At 45.9% G+C, this 23,919-nt stretch carries 15 protein-coding genes; 7 read left to right on the top strand and 8 right to left on the bottom strand.

The window, feature by feature from the left end; translation table 11 throughout:
• Positions 1-46 precede the first annotated feature (46 nt).
• Complete coding sequence (locus tag V6W81_RS12640) at positions 47-1,741, bottom strand: DUF11 domain-containing protein (protein ID WP_338543523.1); 1,695 nt, start codon at positions 1,739-1,741, stop codon at positions 47-49.
• Complete coding sequence (locus tag V6W81_RS12635) at positions 1,738-8,454, bottom strand: DUF7507 domain-containing protein (RefSeq protein ID WP_430701351.1); 6,717 nt, start codon at positions 8,452-8,454, stop codon at positions 1,738-1,740. Before V6W81_RS12635 ends, V6W81_RS12640 begins: the two co-directional genes overlap by 4 nt.
• A 299-nt stretch (positions 8,455-8,753) precedes the next feature.
• Between V6W81_RS12635 and V6W81_RS12630 the strand changes: the two genes are divergently transcribed.
• A complete protein-coding gene (locus tag V6W81_RS12630; RefSeq protein WP_338543520.1) occupies positions 8,754-9,812 on the top strand; it encodes a GGDEF domain-containing protein in 1,059 nt (352 codons plus the stop codon).
• Positions 9,813-9,952: 140 nt separating this feature from the next.
• Here the strand turns inward: V6W81_RS12630 and V6W81_RS12625 are convergent, their stop codons facing one another.
• Positions 9,953-10,474: a hypothetical protein gene (locus V6W81_RS12625; protein ID WP_310139289.1), complete on the bottom strand. Its 522-nt coding sequence runs from the start codon at positions 10,472-10,474 to the stop codon at positions 9,953-9,955.
• Between the two features lie 66 nt (positions 10,475-10,540).
• Complete coding sequence (locus V6W81_RS12620; protein ID WP_338543518.1) at positions 10,541-12,184, bottom strand: sensor domain-containing diguanylate cyclase; 1,644 nt, start codon at positions 12,182-12,184, stop codon at positions 10,541-10,543.
• A gap of 297 nt (positions 12,185-12,481) precedes the next feature.
• On the opposite strand from V6W81_RS12620, the gene V6W81_RS12615 reads away from it, so the two are divergent.
• From V6W81_RS12615 to mnhG, 6 genes are read left to right on the top strand one after another with little or no spacing between them, the layout of a single operon-like run.
• Positions 12,482-15,436, top strand: coding sequence for a Na+/H+ antiporter subunit A (locus V6W81_RS12615; RefSeq protein ID WP_338543993.1), 2,955 nt, complete (start codon positions 12,482-12,484; stop codon positions 15,434-15,436).
• Between the two features lies 1 nt (position 15,437).
• The gene (locus V6W81_RS12610) at positions 15,438-15,776 is read left to right on the top strand and encodes a Na(+)/H(+) antiporter subunit C (protein ID WP_056692365.1); all 339 of its coding nucleotides are present in this window, start codon (positions 15,438-15,440) and stop codon (positions 15,774-15,776) included.
• A complete protein-coding gene (locus V6W81_RS12605) occupies positions 15,769-17,247 on the top strand; it encodes a Na+/H+ antiporter subunit D (RefSeq protein ID WP_338543516.1) in 1,479 nt (492 codons plus the stop codon). Before V6W81_RS12610 ends, V6W81_RS12605 begins: the two co-directional genes overlap by 8 nt.
• Positions 17,248-17,253: 6 nt before the next feature.
• Entirely contained in the window at positions 17,254-17,730 is a 477-nt protein-coding gene (locus V6W81_RS12600) for a Na+/H+ antiporter subunit E (protein ID WP_056692370.1), read from the top strand.
• On the top strand, positions 17,730-18,014 hold the full coding sequence (locus V6W81_RS12595; RefSeq protein WP_056692373.1) for a Na(+)/H(+) antiporter subunit F1: 285 nt from the start codon (positions 17,730-17,732) through the stop codon (positions 18,012-18,014). Before V6W81_RS12600 ends, V6W81_RS12595 begins: the two co-directional genes overlap by 1 nt.
• A complete protein-coding gene (gene mnhG, locus V6W81_RS12590; RefSeq protein WP_145048429.1) occupies positions 17,998-18,390 on the top strand; it encodes a monovalent cation/H(+) antiporter subunit G in 393 nt (130 codons plus the stop codon). Before V6W81_RS12595 ends, mnhG begins: the two co-directional genes overlap by 17 nt.
• 86 nt (positions 18,391-18,476) lie before the next feature.
• Here the strand turns inward: mnhG and V6W81_RS12585 are convergent, their stop codons facing one another.
• The 4 genes from V6W81_RS12585 to V6W81_RS12570 form a co-directional block, all read right to left on the bottom strand.
• On the bottom strand, positions 18,477-19,652 hold the full coding sequence (locus tag V6W81_RS12585) for a rhamnogalacturonan acetylesterase (RefSeq protein WP_338543511.1): 1,176 nt from the start codon (positions 19,650-19,652) through the stop codon (positions 18,477-18,479).
• Between the two features lie 69 nt (positions 19,653-19,721).
• A complete protein-coding gene (locus tag V6W81_RS12580) occupies positions 19,722-20,747 on the bottom strand; it encodes a dienelactone hydrolase family protein (RefSeq protein WP_338543510.1) in 1,026 nt (341 codons plus the stop codon).
• A gap of 110 nt (positions 20,748-20,857) precedes the next feature.
• On the bottom strand, positions 20,858-23,032 hold the full coding sequence (locus V6W81_RS12575) for an MMPL family transporter (protein ID WP_338543508.1): 2,175 nt from the start codon (positions 23,030-23,032) through the stop codon (positions 20,858-20,860).
• 223 nt (positions 23,033-23,255) lie between these two features.
• The gene (locus tag V6W81_RS12570) at positions 23,256-23,876 is read right to left on the bottom strand and encodes a flavin reductase family protein (protein WP_145048421.1); all 621 of its coding nucleotides are present in this window, start codon (positions 23,874-23,876) and stop codon (positions 23,256-23,258) included.
• Between the last annotated feature and the right edge of the window lie 43 nt (positions 23,877-23,919).

Here is a 23,919-nt window from a genome sequence, read left to right as displayed (position 1 = left end):
ATCTTACTCAAAATTACTCAACAAGGGTATGAAAACCTCGTTGGTGCTATTCATCTGTTTCTTCAACTAAAATCGTATACTCATTGGAAAAAGACTGTCCTATTCTGCGCTGTCCTCTCCATTCATAAGCGTAATTCGCAGTTAGCGAACCTTGCTGCTTCGTTATACCTTCATCAGAGGTAATTTGAACAACATACGAAAGCTCTTTCTCTTTGCCAGGCTCCAAATCTCCTACATGTAGATTCCGTGGTGTGGAATATTCGGGAATATTTAATTGTAGCTCTCCCTGGGCGCGCCCAACCCACCTAGCGCCCGGCGGCAATATATCCGTCAATTGTACGCGCGCAGGCCAACTGCCAATATTGGTAACTCGAACATGGAAGACGACCTCCCCACCTGCTTCAACAAGTGTCGGAGACACCTCCACATAGACTGTAATTATGGGAACCTTTAATTGAATGGTTGCATCATTCGACATCACTGTCCGCTGCACATTTCGCGAATCAGGCAATCGAAACGTATAGAGCAGACGAGCCTGATTAACAATCTCCAACTGCTGAGGATTTACGTGATCTGCCCCCATAAGTTGTGCCTCGAACTGAATATGCATGGTAGACCGCGCTGTCAGCGTTCCTAGATTGAATCCTTGAGTCGGGTTGGCACCAGGTCGTTTGACTCCGTTCCAGCCAAGACTGCCTTCAACAAATCTCACTCCCTTGGGCAGCACATCCAGCATCGTTGCATCTACAGCGTAACGGCTCTCGTTTGCAACCGTAATGTCATAACACACCGTCTCCTCCACCGTCGCAAGATCTGGAGTCACCGTTTTGCTAATGGAAATTCGAGGCTGAATGACCTCAAGTGTAACTACATTGGAGGAGACCGTTTCTCGCTGTCCCGCTGAAATGTAACTTAGATTCGCCTGACTGGTAATCCCTTCTGTGTCCAGTACAGCTGTCACTTGGACGCGATATTGAATCTGTATCGAACGTTCTGGTAACACATTCCCAATCAGGATTCCCGAATCTGGTGTCATCTGAGGAATGAACATGTCATTCACAACAACACTTCCAGGAATAAATTGAATGCCTGAAGGTAATTCGACCGTTACTTGAGCATCTGTCGCGGTTACGAATCCAGGGTTACGCACAATGATGTTATACGTTACGATATCACCTGGAAAGGTCTGAACACGGTCTGCTTGCAGAGCAATCTCAAGACGCGGAGAGACGAGGCTGACCTCCACCGTGTTCGACCTCTCCTCCCCCCTGTACGCTCTCCCCTCCGATGTTACAAACTCATAACGAACAAGTGCCTGGTTCAGTAACTTCAAACTTTCGGGTAAACGAATGATCATCACTTGAAAATGGAACCGCAGCCTCGCTCCAGGCGCTATCTCACTCGGTGGCAAGCCTTGTTCTGGCGATGAACCAGGCAATGGAATTCCATCACGAAGCACGCTGTTGGGCAATAAAGCAGTCTCAGCTGATAGCTGATCTGTGACATATACGGTAGCCGTGCGATTGCCAGAGTTTACAATTTCAATAAGATAGATTAAGGACTGACCCAATGTGGCTACCGTGGAACTGCATTGCTTATAAACTTCCAGTCTTGGCCCTACCCACGGTGTAACGACCGTATTCGAATAAGCGACCTGCTCCTGTTCTGTTGTACCTGAATTGAATCGAACCAATGATTGATTCTGCAGCCAATGCGACCACGAATCGGAAGTCGAACTCATATCACCACAACCTCAACCCTAAATGTAATTGTGACTGAAGCGCCTGCGGCAATAGATCCCAGCGTAATTCCGTTATTTGGATTGGCAGTTGGACGAGCCGCTCCATCCACGGTTACGCTACCTTGCACAAAAACACTGCCTGTTGGCACGGGATCGACCATAACAACATTATTGACGGTTTCAATACCACTGTTGGTTACAACAATTGTATACGTGATGACATCCCCCACTACTGCATCTATAGCACTTGTACTCTTGACAACGACCACATTCGGCGCAGACACAGGGATAACAAGAACATTGGAAACTACGCTTCCTGACAATTGGCGACCATCTGGCGGGCTGAACGTAAAGTCAGCGACAGCTTGGTTAACAAGTTGCTGATTCTGTGGTAATGAATCCACCGTTACGCCAAGGGTAACCGTTACATTTACAGATGCACCTGGAGGCAGCGTACCGACGACAATACCTGTATCCGGATTAGCTCCAGGTTGTGGTACCCCATCAATCAACACACTATTCGGAAGCAATACTGTCCCATCAGGGATGGAATCAGTCAGTGTTAATTCCACAGGGAGATTTCCCGTATTGGTTAAGGAGAATGAATAAATAATGGTGTCACCAATTGTGGCATTCGAAGTACTGGCTGTTTTGGTTACAGCAATAATGGGTTGATAGATTGGCGTAAAGACTGTATTGGAATATGAAGCACCAGAGAAGACTCCAGATGTGAAGCTTACATAAGACTGGCTACTCACCTGAGGCGGTGAAGGTAAAGTATTAACTCGTACCGCATAAGACACTGCTGCAGAAGCTCCTGGTGCAAGCGTGCCTATAGCTATGCCTAACGCAGGGTTTGCCGATGCCCTAACAACGCCGTCTACTAACACACTGCCTGTAATAAAGGTTACAGCTGGACTAATAGGGTCTGTTAATAACACATTGTTAACGGGGTCTATTCCGTTGTTCGTTATGACCATCTCATACACAATGGTATCCCCCACTACAGCGTCCGTCGCAGGCGTTGTTTTGACAACAGTAACATCAGGAGCCGATACCTGAATCGCAAGTGAATTAGAAGTCAAACTTCCTCCAAGCGTTCTACCATCAGGTAGCGTATACGAAAACGTTGCGGAAGCTTGGTTAACAATTGACTGGCTGAGCGGCAATGTTACGATGACAACCGAAAACATGACCATCGTTGTTGTAGAAACGACGCCTAGAGGAATACCTGATGCAGGATCTGCCCCAGGTGCGCTTGCTCCATTAATGATGACACTGTTCGGAACCAGTTCAGTCCCTGCAGGAATCGTATCGGTAAGTGTCACTGTTGCTCCATAGTTTCCGGCGTTAGAGATGGCAATGCTGTACACGACCGTATCCCCAACGGTTGCAAGAGCCTGATCACCTGTTTTGACCGCAGTCAAAATTGGCTGATATACCGGTGTCGTTACCGTATTTGAGAAGGTTGTTGCAGAGAAAGCTCCCGAAGTGAAGCTGACCGTGGATTGATTGTTGAGTACCGTGCTTGCTGGAAGAGCCGTCACTCTTATGCTAAATACAACAGTTACCGTTGCTCCTGGTGCAATAGAACCTAATGTAAGTCCCGTTGATGGATTAGCTCCGGGACGCAACACTCCGTCCACATAAACACTATCTCCCACCAGTACTGTACTGGCTGGGATCGCATCCGTAAATATGACATTGCTGACACTGGCAATTCCGTTATTTGTGACAGCGATGCTATAGGTCACAACATCTCCAACGGAGACTGCCGTAGACGTTGTTGATTTAACAACAGCAATATCTGGGGCAGACACAGGAATCGTAACGACATTGGATTGAATAGAACCCGTAATATTTCTTCCATCTGGAAGTGTAAAGGCAAGCGCTACAGTGGCCTGATTAACCAATTGCTGCGGTGTTGGCAGACTATCAACGACAACCGAGTACGTAATCGTTGTTGTTGCTCCAGCAGCCACATTCCCTGCTGGAATACCTGTTGCAGGATTCGCTGCAGGTAGTGGCTGACCATTCACAATTACACTGTTGGGAACAAAGATCGTACCTGCTGGCAATGCTGCAGACAAGTTAATCTGAGCACCGTAATTTCCCTGATTACTCACGGTTACCGTATAACTGACCGTGTCTCCTACTGTTGCATTCTGTGTACTTGCGGTCAAGACGGCAGACAATATGGGCTGGTATACGGGCGTCACTACCGTATTGGAAAAAGTCGTACCCGAGAATGCACCTGAGGTGAAACTTACTGTCGATCGATTGCTTAACTGGCCTCCTGGCGGAATTTCATTGACTCTAATATTAAAGGTAACTGTAGCATTTGCTCCTGGTGCCAGTGTGCCAAGCGCTACGCCTCCCGCCGGATTAGCTGTAGGTTGGACAACACCATTGACCGTAACACTTCCTGCAACAAAGGAAGATCCTGCTGGGATCGGATCAGAAAATTGAATATTGCTTACTGGCGCAATACCACTATTCGTGATAAGAACAGAATAAGTGACCGTATCGTTTACTGCTGCTGCTGTAGATGCTGTGCTTTTCACCACAGCCACATTTGGAGCAGATACAGGGAATGTTAGTGTGTTGGACGTGGCCGATCCCGTTAATGTCCGTCCATCCGGCGGAGTGAATGTAAATGATGCTGTAGCAAAATTGCTCAGCTGTTGAGGTGTTGGCAATGAAGATAGAATCACAGCAAACGTTACAGTAGCTGTTACTCCCGCAGCCACATTCCCTACCGGGATTCCCGTTACAGGTGAAGTTCCGGGTTGCGGTACTCCAGCAACAACGACGCTATTGGGTACAAAGGTAGTCACCGCAGGAATTGCATCCGTTAACGTGACGATGGCTTCAAGATTTCCCGTGTTACTTACAGTTACGGTGTAGACAATCGTATCCCCTACAGTTGCATTAACTGTGTTGGCCGTTTTCACTAGCGAGATCTGCGGTTGTATAACCGGGGTCACTGTTGTATTGGAGGATGATGATCCCGAGAATGTACCTGATGTAAAGCTAACCGTAGACTGATTGCTAATCTGCGAAGGAACCGGCATAGTAATCCTCACCTCAAATGTTACGGTAGCTTCCGCTCCTGGAGCCAGAGTACCGATTGGAATACCGGCTGACGGATTGGAGAGCGGGAATGAAATCCCGTTCACAATGACGCTTCCGGGTACAAACGGGGTATTCGCTGGAAGTGGGTTGTTAAATACAACATTGTTGACCGCAACCGTTCCATTGTTTCGAATGACTGACGTATAAATAACGGTATCACCAGACACGGCATAATCTAGATTATCGCTGTTTACAACCGTTACATTGGGAAGAGATACCGGAACAGTAACTGTGTTGGAGGAGGAAGTAGCTGTAATGACTCTTCCGCTAGGGAGAGTGAAGTTATATACCGCTCCTGACTGGTTCGTTAATTGCCTTGAACTTGGCAGACTTGTTACGGTGGCAACAAAGGTTACCGTAGCGCTGCCTCCGGCTGGGACTTGCCCTATATTAATTCCGGTATTCGGACTTACGCCTGGGGCTGGAGCACCGTTAATGATGACACTGTTGGTGTTAAATACTGCACCGGCGGGTACAGGGTCGTTTATCGTCACTACTGCAGCGATATTCCCCCTGTTATTAACTTGAATTGTATAGTTAAACGAATCTCCTACCGTCAGATTTGTTGTACTCGCAGATTTCACCAATTGTATGATCGGTTGAAATACTGGGGTTGTGACAACAACGGAGGAAGATACGCCATTAAAACTTCCGGTTGTGAATGCAGCTCCTGCTCGGTTGCTAACAGAACCTGTGGTCGGTACCGCTGTAACCCTTGCCTGATATGTGATGGTTGCACTGTTAGAGCTACTGCTGGAGCTACCTAATGTGCCTATCGCAATTCCGGCAATCGGACTTGCTGATCTCGCAGCAGTCCCGTTAATGGTTACACTGCCTGACACAAATTCTAAACCTGTGGATGGTGCATCCGAGACAATGACATTTTGTACAGCAGCGATGCCTGCGTTCGTAACTACCACCGTATAGGTTAGAATCTCACCCACTGTAACATCAGGCGCATTAACGGTTTTGGTGATGGTCACATTGGGAGCAGAGGCAGCGATCTGCACTTGATTAGACACTGCGCTTCCCGATAGACTCCGACCACTTGGTAGTTGATACGTGTAACTGGCTGTCGCCTGATTCTGTAGTGTAGGTGGTGAAGGAATCGAGCTCAATGTTGTTTGGAAAACAACCGTCGAGGTTCCTCCCGGTGCAAGAGTTCCCAATGAAATTCCTGTTGCTGGACTCGTTCCTGGTCGAGCAGTTCCATTCACGGTTACAGATCCAGCAATAAAGGTAAGACCTGCCGGAATCGTATCCGCTACATTCACTTGAGCACTTAGATTTCCTGTATTTCTTACAACCAACGTATACCCAATCTGATCACCCAACGTTGCATTTGTTGTGCTAGCCGACTTATTGATTGAAATTACAGGCTGAAATACAGGTGTACTTATTGAATTGGAGTTCGAAATCCCTGAGAACGCACCGGAGCTATACGACACTACTGCCTGATTACCTAGTGAGCCCGATGCAGGTAAGGACTGCACATTAACTTGAAACGTAACTGTTGCCGAAGTGCCTGCTGCCAGCGTGCCAAGCGTTATCCCACTGACTGGATTTGCAGATGGCACACTCGTTCCTCTAACGACCACACTGCCAGGTACAAATGCTGTGCCAGCGGGAAGAATGTCCGTAAGCACAACGTTGTTGATCGCCTGAATGCCACCATTCGTTGTAACGATGGAATACGTAAACGTTTCGCCAACGGCAACGTCGGTAATCGTTGCTGATTTGACCACAAATACATTTGGTAACGTAACAGGAATAGATAAAATGTTAGAAGCCACTGAACCGGTGATCGTCCGTCCGTCAGGCGAATTAAAGGTATAGGCAGCCGTTGCTTGATCCACCAGTGTCGGGGGCGAAGGCAGAGTCGTTACAAGCACCTGAAAGGTTACCGTCGTTACACTCCCTGCTGCAAGACTTCCAAGATTCACACCTGTTGCCGGGTTGGCTCCTGCCACGACATTGCCATTCACACGAAAGCTGCCTGCAACATAAGAGCTGCCTGCAGGAATGTTATCCGTGAGGGTCACGTTTGCCGCTACATTGCCTCCATTGTTCACTTGAAGAGTGTAAGTCACCTGATCCCCAACCGTAGCATTGGTCGTACTCGCTGATTTCACAATAGACAGGTTAGGAGAATATACCGGTAACACAGAACTGTTGGATGGAATTACACCCGTGATGACCGAACCACCTGCTACACTCTGAAAAGTAAAGGCCGCACTAGCCGAATTGACTAGCTGCAAAATATTAGCATCGGGTCCGATTAATGCGCGATATGTGACGACGATACTACTAGATAGATTTAATGAGCCTAGAGGTATACCGGTTGTCACATCCAGCGTTGGCCGAGATACACCTGCCACAGTGACACTGCCTGGAATAAAGGTGAGACCCGGTGGCAATGTATCTGAAAGCACCACACTAGCGGCACTAGCTGTACCTCCATTACTAATCGTTACTGTATACAGGATGCTGTCCCCTGCAACAGCTCCGGTGGCGACGGAAGCCTTAGCAACTGTAATTCGGGGTGCATTGATATCAACCTGTATGGCATTGGCATTAACAATGTAGGCATCTCCTGAAGTGGTAAGCGTAAGTACCGCTGAGGACTGGTTATTAATCAGCCTAGCCGAGACGTCTACATTCGTAATATCCCAGCCTTGACGTCCACCAACGATGTTAGAACCTGGAGCTCCGTTTACCTGGTTACGTGTACCAAACGTACCTGTGGTGTTCAGCGCTCCGGTATCCCCGTTAATTTGAGACGCAAAAAAATTCGCTGCCAGATTGTTCGGGCCAGATAAAGCGACCGAAGTCGCTGATGTCGGACCAAAGAGCGCCTGGTCTCCGGTTCGGTTGGCATCTCCCTCCTGTGCACTGAATAAAGCCCTGCCCCCAAGCGTACCGGATAGTGGCGTAGCAAAACCAGTTAGTGTGGTAACTACTGGTGGGGAAGTGGATTGTACAAGAACACCACCAGCCCGAAGAGACATGTTACGAAACGGAAGATTTCCGTTCTGGTAGATAACCCCTAGTGTCCAACCCGCGTGATTCGCTGTAGCGTCATTAGTAATGACAATCGTGCCTACGACTCCCCCGGTGATGTATGTACCTGCCCCACCATTTGCCACTAATGTGGTTACATTCGCTGAACGTACGTACCCCGCAGCATTATTTCCTAGATCAAATTGATTGTACGTAAGTGGATCGGGAGTAACGCTAAAAGTCCCCGCCGGTGTTGTAAAGGTTACAGGGTTATTAATGGCTGCACTTAGATTGACCGTGCCATTAATATAGCTTCCTCCCCAGATTAATTCTGCGTACAAGATTGTACTGCCAGCAGGAAGATTCAGAATGGCCGCGGAACTGTTGCTCTGGTATGCACTTGTAGTCCCGAGAGGATATGTTCCGAATTGCACACCCGCATTCGTTGTCGTAAAACCTCCGATACTGTCTTGCGTTCCAGGTACCCCTGTCGTATCCGAACGACTTAAACCAAGGGTATTGCCCGTAAAAGTGATTGCTCCTGTAGCGTTAACGGTTGAGCGAACGACAAGAGGAATGGAGTTCACCTCCCCTTCATCCAAAATCATATTCCTTGATATGGAGCCTTATAGAAGTCTATGACGCACCCTCTAAAAATTTGTTTATTCTATGGTGAAAATTTCTTTCTTTTGGTGTATACTTGTACATTTTATTTCAAATTTAATGATTGCCTTTTGTCCAATGTGATTTATAATCATCATATACGAGAGCAGAAGTTTCGTATCATTATGATGCAGTCAGCGGTGATATATTGAAAATTCCTTTTACACAACATAGTCATATCCCTACAGATTATGAGTTCAAACATTCCAAGTGGATGAAGAAAATATTACGAGCCTACTGGCTTGTTATCAGCCTCCATGCACTCATTCAGATTGCTTGCTACGTATTTCTCGTCTATGATCGCACTCCAGCGGATTTTATCGTGAATGTAGTCATTTGGCCTACCGCGGCAGGAAGTGCAGATATTCTCTTCGCTAGTTGGATAGATCGACGATTTAGCTCCTATTCCTCGTATGCCATGTCGGCAGCCAGCACCATCATTGCTTGGACGATCATACACGTCAATTATGACATTCGGATTATTATGGCCGCATGCTTGTTGCCTATATTTTCCTCTGTGTTGTTCTTCAACAAAAAGGGAGTATGGGTCTCTTTTGCCATGCAAATGATAGGGTATTTTCTATTACTCGGCGTCCCTGGCTATCGTCAATTTTTAAGTTCATTTGATATCGTTTCCATACCTGTGTTTCTGCTTGCCGGCACCTATGTTGCTCAAGTCATTGTTACCAGCAGTATTGAGGTTCTGGATGATCTTAAGGACAGCATGTTAGCTAAACAGGATCTGATCGTCAGGAATGCCATTATGACCAAACAATCCAAAACGGATGGATTAACCAATCTGTATAACCAAAGTTCATTCAAGGATTACTACGATAAAGCTTATGAATACGCCAATAATGGCATGAGCCTTCACCTTGCATTGATCGATATTGACGATTTCAAAGCGATTAATGATACCTATGGACACCGCGTGGGCGATGTTATATTAGAGAAAGTCTCCTTGATTATTCAAGAAAATATAACTTCAAGTGATATTGCTGCTCGATATGGTGGAGAAGAGTTCGCCATATTAATGTTCGAGCAATCTTTTGAGCAAGCTTATGCTATGGTAGAGCAGATTCGGCAAAAAATTGCACATATGGGACATCTGGAACTCGATGGTGCATTCGTTACCGTTAGTGTTGGCCTCAAGAGCTATAGCCCCCACCTTTCGAAGGACAAGTTGTTCGAAGAAGTGGATGCCTGCTTGTATGCGGCCAAGCGGACAGGCAAAAACAAAACTGTTACCTCCCTTGATCTGCCCAAAGTATAATCCGTCATCCCCCGCGTATCACGTGTAAAGGGGGGATCAACATGATCAAAATTAAAAAAGTTGTGCTGTTAACCGCGAAACGGTTGAACAACACAACTTTTTTGGCATTTATTTGGATCTTTCAATTCGAAGGTTGGGGGCTATTCCGCCCAATCCCACCGATTCTTGTTTTGCTCCAATCTGGGATGCAGCTCAGTAGCTGGGCCATCTATAACGATTCGTACTTCTTTGATCCATTCCTTGAAGGAGTCAAAGGAAGCAAATAGATTTGCCATTTCAGTAGTTAGATATAAGAAATGAGGTGCTGGATACTCTGCTTTGATATGTCGTAAGGCGGTATCCATCGGTGTATACTTCTTGCGTTTGCCCTCCAGCCCTTCTACACGTATACGGGCATCTGGATGTTCCCGTTTCCAGTCATGGAGGCGATCCTCACGTTTGAAGTAAGGCTGTATATTCCCTGATCTCATTCGTTTGAATGTACTCTCGTGAAGGGGATATAACACCAATTGTGCAAAAGCACGACTGTTCGTTAGATTCAATGCATTCTCCAATTGTTCGTCTGTGATCTGCTCGAATGTATCATAGAAAATGAGTGTACCCTTGCGGCTTGCCGCCGGGGGTTCATAGCCGTATGGCACGTTAGTATGTGAATTGGCCATTCTCACCCCTCCTTCCTTTATCAATTGTTTCACTGAAGCAAGCATCTATGTGCTTATTATTATGGACTACCCATCACTTTTCAAATCCGAATAAAATGTCATCCGATTTTTGCCTGCACGTTTGGACTCATATAACGCCTCATCAGCCATACGAATAATTTCGCTAGGATTGCCACTATTGGTTGGATACTCCGCACCACCGATACTACACCCAATCTGAATACGTTCATATTCAATCACAAAAGGTTTGTTCAGGCTTTGGATAATCTCCTCGGCATACAATTTTGCTTCCTCTCGTGGATTGCTTCCCACCGAACGAAGCACGATCAGAAACTCATCACCGCCCAACCTGACGGTTATGCCTTTATCCTGACTTAATGCATTGAGACGTTGAGCTACTTTTTGCAATAAGACATCTCCGGTTTGATGCCCGAGGGAATCATTCACACGTTTGAATCCGTCCAGATCAAGATAAAGGAAGGTGAGCGTATGATTCACGCTTTCTGTCTCCAGCGATTCTTCCAGATAAAATTCAAGTGCCGTTCTATTCGGCAATCCAGTTAATTGATCGTAGTGCGCTAGGTTCTGCATCACAACAAGCTCGGAGTCTTTATTTTTAAGTGAAACGACCATTTCCCTAAGAGAACGTGATAACTCCTCAATTTCACTAAATCCTTTGTTCTCTGGAATCTGTACTTGCTCTCCTGCCCGAAGCTCATTCGCTACTTGAGTAAGTCGCATCAATGGAGCAGCAATTTTCCGGGAGATCCACCATCCGATCAGGACAAAGAGTACAGTCACCGCAAGCCCAGACCAAATGTTGAACCAGAGCATATCCAACACAGAAGCGAAGGCGGTCGATTGAACCTGACGAATTACCACCGTCCATCCAAGTCCTTCGTAATCCAAATGCCCCTGACTGTATGCAATTCCAGTCACATATTCCTTGCCATCCGGCCATTTCTCCATAGTCCAACTGCTCTTGTGTAATTGCGCTTGTTCGATTCCCGGAAGTGTTAACGGTTTACCCATCCAATCTTTCGGACCTAAGAGCACCGTGTTTTCTTTCTTACTCACGATAAAAAATTCAATATCCTTCTCCTCATGAAATAAAGGTGCAAGAATAGATTCTTCGACTTCTTTCGCCCATGCCCAGCTTAAATGTGCAGCGAGAACTCCTCGCGTCTTGCCATCACTATCCTTTACCGGAAAGCTGATATCGACAAATTGCAGTGGTTCACCTGTAGGGTTAGGCAATAACTTGGCAAGTAGCACCGCATTATGAACATCTCCAATAAATTTACCCTTAATGCCTTCCTGATACACAGGTCGTTCGGATAAATCTTCCCCTAACAGGATACCATCGGTTGCAGCAAGAACTTTTCCTTCAGGATTCATGTATCCTACCCAGGAGTAAGAGGGAAAGCTATCCTGAAGCTGATCCAATAACATCTGAATTTCAGCCGGTTCGAATCGATTCTCCAGCGCAGCCATTCGACCTAACAGATCCAGTTCACCTGAACGTGACCACATAAATCGATCTAATTTGTCAGATGCTTGTGAAGCAGTACCCATTAACGAGTGTCCAATCTCCGTCTCCACGGCAAGGAACGATTTTTGACTGAAAATATAACCGATGGTTAACGATACTAGTAGAGATAACGTAGCAAAAATTGCAGTGAGTACGGTTCTAAGTTTGAATGACATCATTGCCTCCAATAACGCGGTGAAACCATCTTGCTTTTATAACATGATCATGTTGCAAAAGACACACGGGATGTCACCTATTTGTTTTCATATTTATCGGAATCGGTGTGCTTTTTTATTATACATACCCATACAATATGTTGCGAAATTTCTTACGAGTTTCTTCCATTCAAAAAATAGTCACGATTCTGTATATACATACTTGGGTTATGTATTTAGAGAGCAAGCATGTAATACAATGTTCATTCAGCATGTTTGTCACACACAGAAGAACTTCAACTAGAATTTGGGGGTGTAATGTTGAGCCTGCTTCATGTTGCTGTTATTTTGCCTTTTGTTGTAGGTATGTTGCTGTCCATGCTACATCGCTTTTTCCGAAAAGTACATATGGGATGGGCAGTTCTACTCGTTCCAGTTTCATTATTTGTTTATTTTGTAAGTCTTATCTCTAACGTGTCTGAACGTAACAGCGTGTCTGGATTAATTCCCTGGATCCCATCACTTGATATCGGTTTTAATTTTTATCTGGATGGTCTGAGTCTCCTGCTGTCACTTCTAATCACTGGAATCGGCATACTCGTTGTACTCTACTCGATTTATTATATGGATCAGAAAGAAGCCTTGAATCGTTTCTACCTGTATCTATTAATGTTCATGGGCGCCATGCTCGGCGTAGTTCTATCAGACAATATGATTGTGCTGTATGGCTTCTGGGAATTGACCAGTATTACGTCGTTCCTGCTGATTGCCTTTCATTACAAACGTAAGGCATCTACTTCGGGTGCACAAAAATCATTTTTAATTACTGTATTTGGCGGTTTTGCGATGCTTGCCGGATTCATGCTGATGTATCTGATGACAGGTACGTTCAGCATTCGTGCCACCATTGCAGACTGGGGACAGATTCAGGAGAACGCATTATTTTTGCCTGCATTAGTCCTCATCCTGATTGGTGCGTTTACCAAATCGGCGCAGTTTCCATTTCACATCTGGCTACCGGATGCGATGGAAGCCCCTACACCCGTCAGTGCCTATCTACACTCCGCGACGATGGTTAAAGCCGGTATTTATGTTGTTGCTCGGTTTACTCCTATTTTTGGCGGGCAAGGACTCTGGTTTTGGCTCGTCACAGGGGTGGGTATCCTAACCCTCTGTTATGGCTCCTTTTTGGCTGTAAAGAAAAACGATCTAAAAGCAATCTTGGCTTATTCTACGATATCTCAGCTTGGATTGATTATGTCCCTCTTTGGTGTTGGGTCAGCCGCTCTGTATTTTGGATACGGTGACTCCTCCGCGATGTATACGGTGGCAACAACCGCGGCCTTGCTGCATTTGTTTAATCACGCCACATTCAAAGCAGCTCTCTTTATGGTCGTTGGTATTGTCGATCATGAAACCGGTACACGTGACATTCGCAAGCTCGGTGGGCTCGCTTCGTTTATGCCGATCACGTTCACGGTTGCTCTTATCGGTTCACTTGCTATGGCTGGCATTCCACCATTCAACGGCTTCTTGAGCAAGGAATTGTTCTTCCAAGCCATGGTTGAGATCACACATCTGCAAATTTTTGGACTTGGCTCTTGGAGCATCCTATTACCCGTGTTTGCTTGGCTGGCGAGTGTGTTCACTTTAATTTATGCACTGATTATTGCTTTCAAAACTTTCCTAGGAAGTACCCGCAGTGAGCTACCTGCCAAGAAAATGCATGAAGCTCCGATCGGCATGCTCATTCCACCTGTCACGCTTGGCATTCTGGTCATTGTGTTTGGTCTCTTCCCGAACCTGGTCGCAATGACACTGATTGAACCTGCGATGGCTGCAGTATTGCCTCAACTGCTGAGTGGTAACGAACGATTCGATGTACATTTCTCCCTCTGGCATGGTCTCACACCAGAACTCATCATGACCGCTGGTGTCGTTGTGCTCGGTGTTACATTATATAAACTGTTGCCTAAATGGAGAAACCTGTATGAGCATTATCCACAAGGTTTAACCATTAACAATATGTATCATGTCGTGCTTGATAACTTGCAGCATTATGCTCGCAAATGGACGGAAGCATATATGAATGGCTCTGTGCGCAATTACCTGGTTTATATCTTTTCGTTCACAGTTGCACTTCTTGTGTATGCCTTCTTCCGTTCAGGTGAAAATATAACTTGGAATTTCCAGGGTAACGCGCCCTTCTCGTTCTATGAAGCCGTCTTATTGATTACGCTTATTGCGGCTGCAGTATCCATTCCTTTTGCCAAGAATAGGTTATCTGCGGTTATCATGACTGGAGCCGTCGGATACCTCGTAACCCTGCTCTTTGTTCTGTTCCGAGCACCAGACCTGGCATTGACACAAATGATCGTAGAGACGGTTTCGGTTGCCCTGTTCCTACTCTGCTTCTATCATTTGCCTGAGCTTCAGCGGGGTAAGTCGAGTCGACGATACCTCACGGTAAATGGTATTGTGGCAATTGCTGTGGGAATTGTCATGACGTTTGTTGCATTAGCAGCGAGCGGAACAGCCTCATTGGAGAGCATTTCGACCTTCTTCCTAGAAGAAGCTTATAACTCGGCTGGTGGTAAAAATGTCGTTAATGTATTGCTCGTCGATTTCCGTGGTTACGATACGTTACTTGAAATTATGGTGCTTGGTGTGGCTTCATTATCCATCTACTCCATGATCAATCTGAATCTAGAAGCCAAAGATCTGGGCGCACGATTGAAATTCCGTAAGAAAGAAACCACAGATGAAAATGACGTCGAGCTTGACGATAAAGACGATAACACGAAGAAATATGGGAATCGGGAAGGAACTTCATCTTCCTGGGATACGGTTCCTTTGCAAAGTAATGACGTATTACTGCAAACCACGACCAAGGTTGTCGTATTTATTATTCTGACCTTCGCCTTGCACTTGTTCTTCGCAGGGCATCACAACCCAGGCGGCGGATTTATCGGCGGTCTCGTTACAGCTGCTGCACTGGTACTCATTGCCCTTGCGTTCAGTACAGATACGATACGCAAAGCGTTACCTATCGATTTTCGTATGTTAACATCGATTGGTCTAGCAATTGCCTTATTAACAGGTGCGGGTTCATTTTTGTTCGGTGCTCCGTTTCTCAGTCAAACCTTCGGTTATTTTGAACTTCCTTTACTCGGAGAGACTGAACTTGCCACGGCGATGCTGTTCGATATAGGCGTGTATCTAGCCGTCCTTGGCGTCACCATGACTATTATTCTACAGATCGGGGAGGATCGCTGATATGGAAATATTGATGTGTGTAGCCGTTGGCATTCTGTTTGCGGTCGCCGTCTTCTTAATCTTATCGCGGAGCCTGCTCCGGATTGTACTTGGTATGTCGATTCTCACGCATGGCGTGCATCTCTTGTTAATTACGATGTCTCGTCTCAAGACTGGAGCTCCACCTCTACTTGGCGAGCAGGCGGAGAGTTATGTTGATCCGCTGCCCCAAGCGCTTATATTGACATCAATCGTTATCAATTTTGGTTTAACTGCCTTTTTCTTTGTACTCTCCTATCGTTCCTATCTGAAACTGAAAACCGACGATATGGAAGAAGTAAGGGGGCGGCCATATGAATAATCTTGTTGTCTTACCTATTCTGCTGCCCTTGGTTACAGGTATTGTAGCCATCCTTTTCTTCCGTAACGTAAGCATTCAGCGAATCATAAGTGTGATAGGACTTTTGTTAACCGCAATTGCTTCAACCATGTTAATTACTCAAGTTGCACAATCAGGTATTCAAACATTGAATGTGGGAGGCTGGGCACCTCCTTATGGTATTGCGCTTGTTGCTGATATGGTATCTGCACTGCTCGTTGTTGCCGCCTCGATCATAGCGTTAGCCTGTCTTCTCTATGCTTTTCAAAGTGTCAATAAGGAACGGGAAGAGCACCACTTCTATCCTTTCTTTCACTTTTTGATTGCTGGGGTAAACGGATCGTTCCTTACAGGGGATATCTTCAACCTATTTGTAAGCTTTGAATTGATGCTGATCTCTTCCTATGCCTTAATCGTGCTTGGAGGAACGGAACGACAATTACAGGAAACGATCAAATATGTCCTGATTAACATCGTTTCTTCTGCACTCTTTGTTGCTTCGATCGGCTTCTTGTATTCCATCACTGGCACATTAAATATGGCGGATTTGTCAGTTCGAATTGCTGAGATCGGTCAAAGCGGTGTCGTAACACTTATTGCTGTATTGTTCTTGATTGTATTTAGTATTAAGGCCGGATTGTTCCTATTCTTCTGGCTATCCGGTTCCTATGCAGCTCCACCAGCCGTAGTCACGGCACTGTTCGCTGGATTGTTAACCAAGGTGGGACTGTATGCGATTGTGCGTACGTTCACACTCATCTTCTATCATGATCCGGATTTCTTCCACGCTTTAATTGGTTGGATGGCCGGAGCTACCATGATCCTGGGGGTTATTGGGGCAATCTCCTATCGTGACGTGAACAAAATTTTGATCTACAACGTTATCGCAGGTGTCGGTTTTGTCGCCTTCGGTATGGCATCGGCCAGTCGTACGGCACTTGAGGGTCTGCTCTTCTACATGTTGCATGATATGCTGATCAAAACACTGCTCTTCCTATTAGGCGGTGCATTGATTGCAGTCGCAGGCACATCTAAACTCGACAATATGGGCGGGCTCATTAAACGCTATCCCATGCTCGGCTGGATGTTCTTCATCAGTGCACTTGCATTGGCGGGTATACCGCCATTCAGTGGATTCCCAGGTAAACTGTTGCTGTTCGAGGGCGGCTTGCAGACAGGCTTGTACGGACTGACCGGAATTGCGGTACTCTCCAGCTTGTTAATGCTCTACTCTGTACTACGTATCTTCATCCAAGCGTTCTGGGGTGAGCCACCTGCGGGCGTTGTCCGTCGACCTTATCCGGTGAATGGTTTGCTGATTCCAGCGGGTATCCTGTTTATTTTTATCATCGTGATGGGTGTGGGGGCTGAAGGCATGTTCCAATTAACCTCGCGCGCAGGCGACATTCTACTGCATCCGAATCTGTATATAGATGCCGTATTGAAGGAGTAGATGCGTATGGCCTTTCAGATAATACTCAATCTTATTATCGCTTTTGTATGGATGTTTCTGAACAATGCCTGGAACGGTGTTGGTTTTATTACTGGTTATTTACTCGGTTTGTTGCTCATTGGAGGCATGCGACGTTTCTTCCCGCAACGGTTGTATGTTGTACGCGTTTGGGCAATTATTAAGTTGCTTATACTGCTGTTTAGGGAATTGGTGCGTGCCAGTATTGAGGTCATCCGTCAGATCATTAAACCTAAGCTTGATATTCGACCAGGTATTTTCACCTATCGAACAGAATTATCTTCCGATTGGGAAGTTACCCTGCTCTGTCTGCTTATCTCGCTAACACCGGGTTCCTTGCCACTCGAAATCTCAGGGAATCAACGGAAGCTGTTTATCCATGCACTGGATATTAAGGATGAGCAAAAGTTGAGAGATGATATCAAGAACACGTTCGAAAAAGCAATCATGGAGGTGACACGTTAATGTTGTCCTCACTACTGTTTATTTCATTGCTAATTCTATCTCTGGCTATTCTCGGCTGTCTATATCGTGTCCTTCGTGGACCCTCAATGGCTGACCGGATCACAGCCCTAGATACGATAGGCATTAATGTCATTGCCATTGTCGCTGTATTATCCATGATGCTTAAGACACAAGCCTATTTGGATATTATTTTATTGATTGGTATTCTCGCATTTCTAAGTACCGTTGCCTTTGCACGTTATATCGAACGGGGGGCGGTGTTCAAAAATGATGGAGATCGTTAATGCAGCCGCTGAAACTACCATTGGTCTGCTCGTTCTGCTGGGGGCTTTACTGAGTGCATTTAGTGCATTTGGTCTCATTCGGTTACCTGATGTCTACTTACGAGCACATGCCGCGACCAAAAGTATGACTCTTGGAGTCCTGTGTGTGTTAAGCGGAGCCTTTTTCTTCTTCTGGATCTTCGATAACTACATTAGTGCACGCGTATTATTAGGTATCTTGTTTGTATTTATCACTGCGCCTGTCGCAGGGCATCTAAACGGGCGTGCTGCCTATCGTACGGATGTACCTCTATGGGAACAGAGCATTCAAGATGAGCTTGAGCCATTACTGAAAGGGAAGAAGGTTAACCACGAAGAGAAGGATATGATGGAGTAACCTCTTAGCATACAAAAAAGACCTGCGATGATGCAGGTCTTTTTTTAGTTCCAGGATGATAATGTCTGAGGTTCTATTGTCTAATTCTAGAAGCCGTTCAATCCTTGTCTTTTCAGATCATGGACTAGAATGCGTGCTAGCTCTGATGCGCCTTGGCGATTGGGATGCAGGCTATCTCCAGTCATATAGAGCGCGAGCGTTGCTTGAGGACCAATGGAGGTGAAGTAGGCTGAACTTAGTTTGTTAAGCTCTACGAGTGTTACGTTCTCTTCTTGAGCCAGTGCTCGTGTAGCTTGGTTATACCACCGATTCTCAGCACTATGCACGTTAGCTGAATTAAAGTCCGTGGCTCTTCCTTGCGGAGTAGATAAAATAACCGTAGCTCCCTTGTTCTTGGCTTGCACCACCATGTCTCGCATGATCTCTTTGAATTGCGCTTCCGTGGTATTGTTCTTCGCATTGGTATCATTGATCCCGAGCTGTAGGATGAAGTAATCCCCCGGTTTGATGTACTTCAGAATCGCTTCCATCTGTCCATCGTCACGAAATCCTCGTGCGATTTGCCCTCCAGAAGCCATGTTACGCACCTGGAACGTATTATTATTGACGTAGGCAGGCAATAACTGTCCCCATCCACCTTGAACGCTACTGCTCAAGGGATAATAGTTAGCTACCGTTGAATCGCCACCAATATAAATGGTACGTTTCGTTACCGCCTGATCTGAGATTTTCCGTATTTCAAGTGCACTCAGCGTAAATGCAGTGCCTTCCTTGCCTTCCGTTACGAGCAAATTAAGCTGACCGTCTGTCACCGGTATTTGGAACCGGTCAGTGGCTCCATTACCTGTCATATTGATGATCTGATAGACCCCTTCCGCAGCGACACTTGCTCGTGCTGTATTGCCTAGTGTTACCTTCACCTCGTAGAGACCATTGCTCAGATCCACATTAAATGTATTGGTGCTCTTCGTGCCGTATGTGAGAAATTGTACTGCATCTTTTGCGACACCTGTACCTGATGCTGACACGTTACGCATCTGTGACGGGGTATTGAAGCCATATCCTCTTGTTGACGTATACGCATCCGAGGCAGATACGCCGGTGTAACCGCTCTCAACAGATCCAGCACCAAAATCGAATTTGTATTCATTACCCGCCGCATGCGCAACTGTTCTCTCGCTTGATCCGACACCACTACCTAACACCCCAGCAAGCAAAGTAACACTGAGCAGAACTCTTACCGTTCTTGACCATCTATTCATTGAATATCTCCTCCCGGGCATAGTAGCTTTCATCTTCATCACAAGCTAACACACTCTTAGAAGTAGCTCTTACAAAAATCTCTCTAACCAGTCATAGGCTATGGCACCACTTATCTCATGTCCACCTGCAAAAAAATCTGCATCCAGCAGCTCAGCTGCTCCTTGTTGCTCGTAAATCTCGGTTAACCGAGCATAAGCTTCTTTCGCAGAGGATAGTGGAAATACCCGATCATCACTGCCTGCTTCAATAAATAAGGGTCTAGGTACCATCAAACCGATGATATCTGGTAATTCTGACTCTAACAAAATTCCTGGAATGTAATTATCCAAACAATGATTGCGATCTAATATGCTACCCTGAAACGTACTCGCATACCCACTCACAACCGCGGCACGGCATCTTTCATCCAGTGCAGCTGTAAAAGCCGTCACAAGCCCTCCGCCCGAAATACCCATCATTCCGATCCGCTCCGAATCAACGTCAGCTCTCTCGGATAAATAATCGAACACTCGCATCATCTCGTAGACCCGATGTCCAGCCAGCGTCTCTCCAACCATCAACAGATGAGCAGCGATCTTCGTACAGGAGCTTACGCCCGGTGCTGCGTCGCGGTCTTCTTCTAATCTACGGTCGCCAAAACCGAGCAATTCTGGAACGGCCACGATATACCCTCGCTTCACAAGAGAGACTGCAAAATCCTTGTGTAATCCCGGATCACCTGCGCGCGGAGCACCGTCCGGCTCCATTCCAGTCACTTCTCGGCTGCCGTACCCATGACCATGGCAAGCAATGACTGCAGGTCGAATACTGTTTTCAGAGGAAGCATCCCTTTCGGCGGGAAATAACATGTATACAGGCATACGTAACCCCTCATACGTTGTAATCTCAACTCGCTCACGAATGTATCCGTCGCATACGGTATGCTCCAGTCGTACAGGGTTTAATGCAGATGCGATATCTGGAAACCCACCCAGTCTTTCTTTTATCCGTAATCGTAGCTGACGACTCCACTGCTCTAGCGAATCACCTGGCTGATATGTTGAACGTCCCTGCTGGCTTGTTCGCTCTTTCAAATAGGATTCAATCATAGACATTTCCAAATACTCCCTCCCACACTCAGCTTATCATTCTTGCCTACATTATAAATCACAATGCTAGCTTGGGAGTTGAACATTATTGTTCCTTTATCACCAATTCATGCTATTTATAACTTATTCGTTTGACCAGGAAGCCACCAATTCCATCTCCCCATCAGTTTCATTAATGCAGGAACAAGCAATAGACGGATGATCGTTACATCAATTAGAACTGCAGCCGTGATCCCGATTCCAAGTTGCTTCACTCCCGCTACATCGCCAAAAGCAAACGGAATGGTCACCGCAAGCAAAATAGCTGCTGCTGACGTAATCAGTCGTCCTGTTGAGGAAAGACCCTCCTGCACAGCCAAGTCGCTGTCTCCTGTTCGTCGATAGGCTTCCTGAATACGCGTCAGCATAAATACACCATAGTCCATGGATATTCCAAATACTAAGCCAGCAATAAAAACAGGGATCATAATGGCAACGGACGAAGGCTCCATGCCCCAGTGTCCTTGGTTAAATATCATGACCAGAATACCGAAGGAAGCTATCAAGCTAAGTATATTCATTACAATCGCTTTGATAGGAATAATTAATGATCGGAAAGCAACAAGCATAACTAAATAGTTCGATACCACTACAAAAACAATCACCTTGGGCAGCTTATCCATAATCTCTTTCATAATTTCGTACTGGTCAACTGCTTCTCCACCATAATGGATTGGCAGGCTCTGCTTCACACTAGAGACAGCATCATGTCGATACATCCGTTCAATCCAGCTGGCAATCTGATCTGAACCGGGTTCTCCCTTCACGGTTACCTTCATCCGAATCGCATGATCCGAGACATAGCCCAGCTCCGCCAAGGTTGAAACTGAATTCACCATACCAGGGTTGATCTGCTTCCACGGTGAATCAATATCAATAACATCCGGATCTTGTCGAAGCTCCTGAAGTTTATACAAGGCAGTATTCCAGTGGTTTTTACTTAATCGCTGATCCGTACCACCAATGACAAGATCTACCGAAGAGACCTCTCGCTGCCCAAATACACTCTTCACCTTTTCACTCGCTTGCCGTGACTCCGTCTGAATGGGTAAGGATGTTGCATCTGGAACTGCCATGTCTAGTTTAGAAACGGGTAAAACACACAGCAACAAGGCCGCTGTTCCAAGAATAACCATCCGAATGGGTCGCTTCATGACGATCCCTGACCATCGACGCCACATACTACTCCCTTGATTCGAGAGATGAGATGACGAGATGTTGATATGTTTAAAAATATGTCTAGCATATAACGAGAGAATCGCAGGTAATAGCGTTATATTAAGAAGTACAGCGACGATTAGAACGGTTATCGCTCCAAAAGAAACACTCATGAACATAGGTAAACGAATCCAGAGTAGACCAAGTAAGCCGAGAAATACACAAGCAGCAGAAAATAACACAGCTCTACCCGCCGTTTGCATGGTTCGTTGAAGGACTTCAGCATATACCGTGGATACTGTGGAACTCACTTCTCGAACCTTACGTAACTCTTCTCTATATCTACTTAGGATAATGAGAGCAAAATCAATGCTTAGCGCCATACCCACCATTGGAATGACATTGATAATGAAGTTAGACAATTCCACCTGATGACCCATAAGAGCCGTTGCTCCCATGGCGATTACTACACTGGAAATCCCCATCATGACTGCGATCAGAGCAACATTCCATCCTCTGAAGGCAAACCACAGAATCATTAGGGCTAGTGGCACACCAACCACTTCAGCGTGCTCCAGGTCACGAAAGCTCAAACGGTTCACGTCCTGCTGTACGACCGGCTTGCCGGTCAATTGCACGGTTCCCAGGTTATCTTCGGTTAACACGGAGCGCAATCGTTGAATGACATCTTTTATCTGATGAGTTGGAGTATTCAGATCCAGCAACGCGTAAGCTATATCTTCACGCAGCATGAGTGCTCCACGTGTTTCGAGCGGAGAGATAATCGCATGGACGCCCGGAACTTGCCGTGCCTTTTCTAACTGAACCTCAATCCATGCTCGGAACTCAGCTCGTTGTGTCTCCTTATTCTTCTCCAATACAACCACGACCGGATCAACGGGGATATTGAATTGCTCCTGCAACATAAGCTCAACCTGATGGGCATCCCCATGCATCAGCTTCAATCCATGATCTTCAACGACACTGGGTAATTTCATTGCCCAAGTGACAGACATCCCAATAATAATAAGCCAGCACCATATCATGAACCGGGGATAACGGCTCACAAGCACAGTTAGGCTGCGATACCCCATACCCATGCTCCTCTAATATCAGATTGGAAACCCTTTTTTGACAGAAGTCGGTTCCGCAAGTTCTAATCACATATGACAGAATATAGTACAAGTCTATTCGGATCGAAATCTCTTTATGTTTGGCAAACAACGAAAAGCGGACAACCATGTACATTTGCACATGATGCCCGCCTAATTAGTATATATCACTTAACCTTATGTCTTCTTAAATGCATTTTCCATACTACAGAGGTCGAATTACGGTAAAGCGCTCCCCAAGCTTGGCATAATCATTGCCTGCCAGTCGACTGACCGGTTTCAGTTGATCCATCAATAGGTACTTTGTGGTTGGATCATACACGTTTTCACTGAAATGATATTGCACAATCCGTACTAATATGAGATCGCTGACAGGTTCACCCTCATCATTAGAGATGGGGATATGCTGATACAATGTACATTCCATTCGAATAAGCGCCTCTTGTATACCTGGTACAGCGACCATAGTACTTGGCACAGTTGTAAGGTTTGTGCGGTCAAGTTCACTCTCATGTGGCTCCAGCATTGCTGCCGTTTCATTCATGTCGCTTACAATCGCCTCATCACAGATATGTACAACCAGTTCTTTACCTGACAAAATATTGCGAGCAGTATCTTTCATCTCACCAGCCTTGCGTCCAATTGAAATCGACAACAATGGGGGATCTGAACTGACTACATTGAAAAAACTAAACGGCGCAGCATTCACAATTCCCTCTTCCTGCGATAACGTCGTAACAAATGCGATTGGCCGTGGCACAACGGAGCCACTCATAAATTTATAATTATCTTTAGCCGTTAATTGCTGTGGATCTAATGTATACATGCTGTCATCGCCTCTCCTCTATATCTATCGTTTATTTAAAACA

The organism is Paenibacillus tundrae, assembly GCF_036884255.1.
Taxonomy (GTDB): Bacteria; Bacillota; Bacilli; order Paenibacillales; family Paenibacillaceae; genus Paenibacillus.
Note: the sequence above shows the minus strand (reverse complement) of the source record. Positions and strands in the feature narration are given on the sequence as shown.

What these genes read in the sequence shown, in the direction of transcription:
- V6W81_RS12580 (WP_338543510.1), bottom strand. Translation starts at nt 20,747, where the DNA reads ATGTCTATGATTGAATCCTATTTGAAAGAGCGAACAAGCCAGCAGGGA.
- V6W81_RS12600 (WP_056692370.1), top strand. Translation starts at nt 17,254, where the DNA reads ATGGCCTTTCAGATAATACTCAATCTTATTATCGCTTTTGTATGGATG.
- V6W81_RS12575 (WP_338543508.1), bottom strand. Translation starts at nt 23,032, where the DNA reads ATGGGGTATCGCAGCCTAACTGTGCTTGTGAGCCGTTATCCCCGGTTC.
- V6W81_RS12610 (WP_056692365.1), top strand. Translation starts at nt 15,438, where the DNA reads ATGGAAATATTGATGTGTGTAGCCGTTGGCATTCTGTTTGCGGTCGCC.
- V6W81_RS12585 (WP_338543511.1), bottom strand. Translation starts at nt 19,652, where the DNA reads ATGAATAGATGGTCAAGAACGGTAAGAGTTCTGCTCAGTGTTACTTTG.
- V6W81_RS12640 (WP_338543523.1), bottom strand. Translation starts at nt 1,741, where the DNA reads ATGAGTTCGACTTCCGATTCGTGGTCGCATTGGCTGCAGAATCAATCA.
- V6W81_RS12630 (WP_338543520.1), top strand. Translation starts at nt 8,754, where the DNA reads ATGAAGAAAATATTACGAGCCTACTGGCTTGTTATCAGCCTCCATGCA.
- V6W81_RS12625 (WP_310139289.1), bottom strand. Translation starts at nt 10,474, where the DNA reads ATGGCCAATTCACATACTAACGTGCCATACGGCTATGAACCCCCGGCG.
- V6W81_RS12570 (WP_145048421.1), bottom strand. Translation starts at nt 23,876, where the DNA reads ATGTATACATTAGATCCACAGCAATTAACGGCTAAAGATAATTATAAA.
- V6W81_RS12605 (WP_338543516.1), top strand. Translation starts at nt 15,769, where the DNA reads ATGAATAATCTTGTTGTCTTACCTATTCTGCTGCCCTTGGTTACAGGT.
- V6W81_RS12595 (WP_056692373.1), top strand. Translation starts at nt 17,730, where the DNA reads ATGTTGTCCTCACTACTGTTTATTTCATTGCTAATTCTATCTCTGGCT.
- V6W81_RS12620 (WP_338543518.1), bottom strand. Translation starts at nt 12,184, where the DNA reads ATGATGTCATTCAAACTTAGAACCGTACTCACTGCAATTTTTGCTACG.
- mnhG (WP_145048429.1), top strand. Translation starts at nt 17,998, where the DNA reads ATGATGGAGATCGTTAATGCAGCCGCTGAAACTACCATTGGTCTGCTC.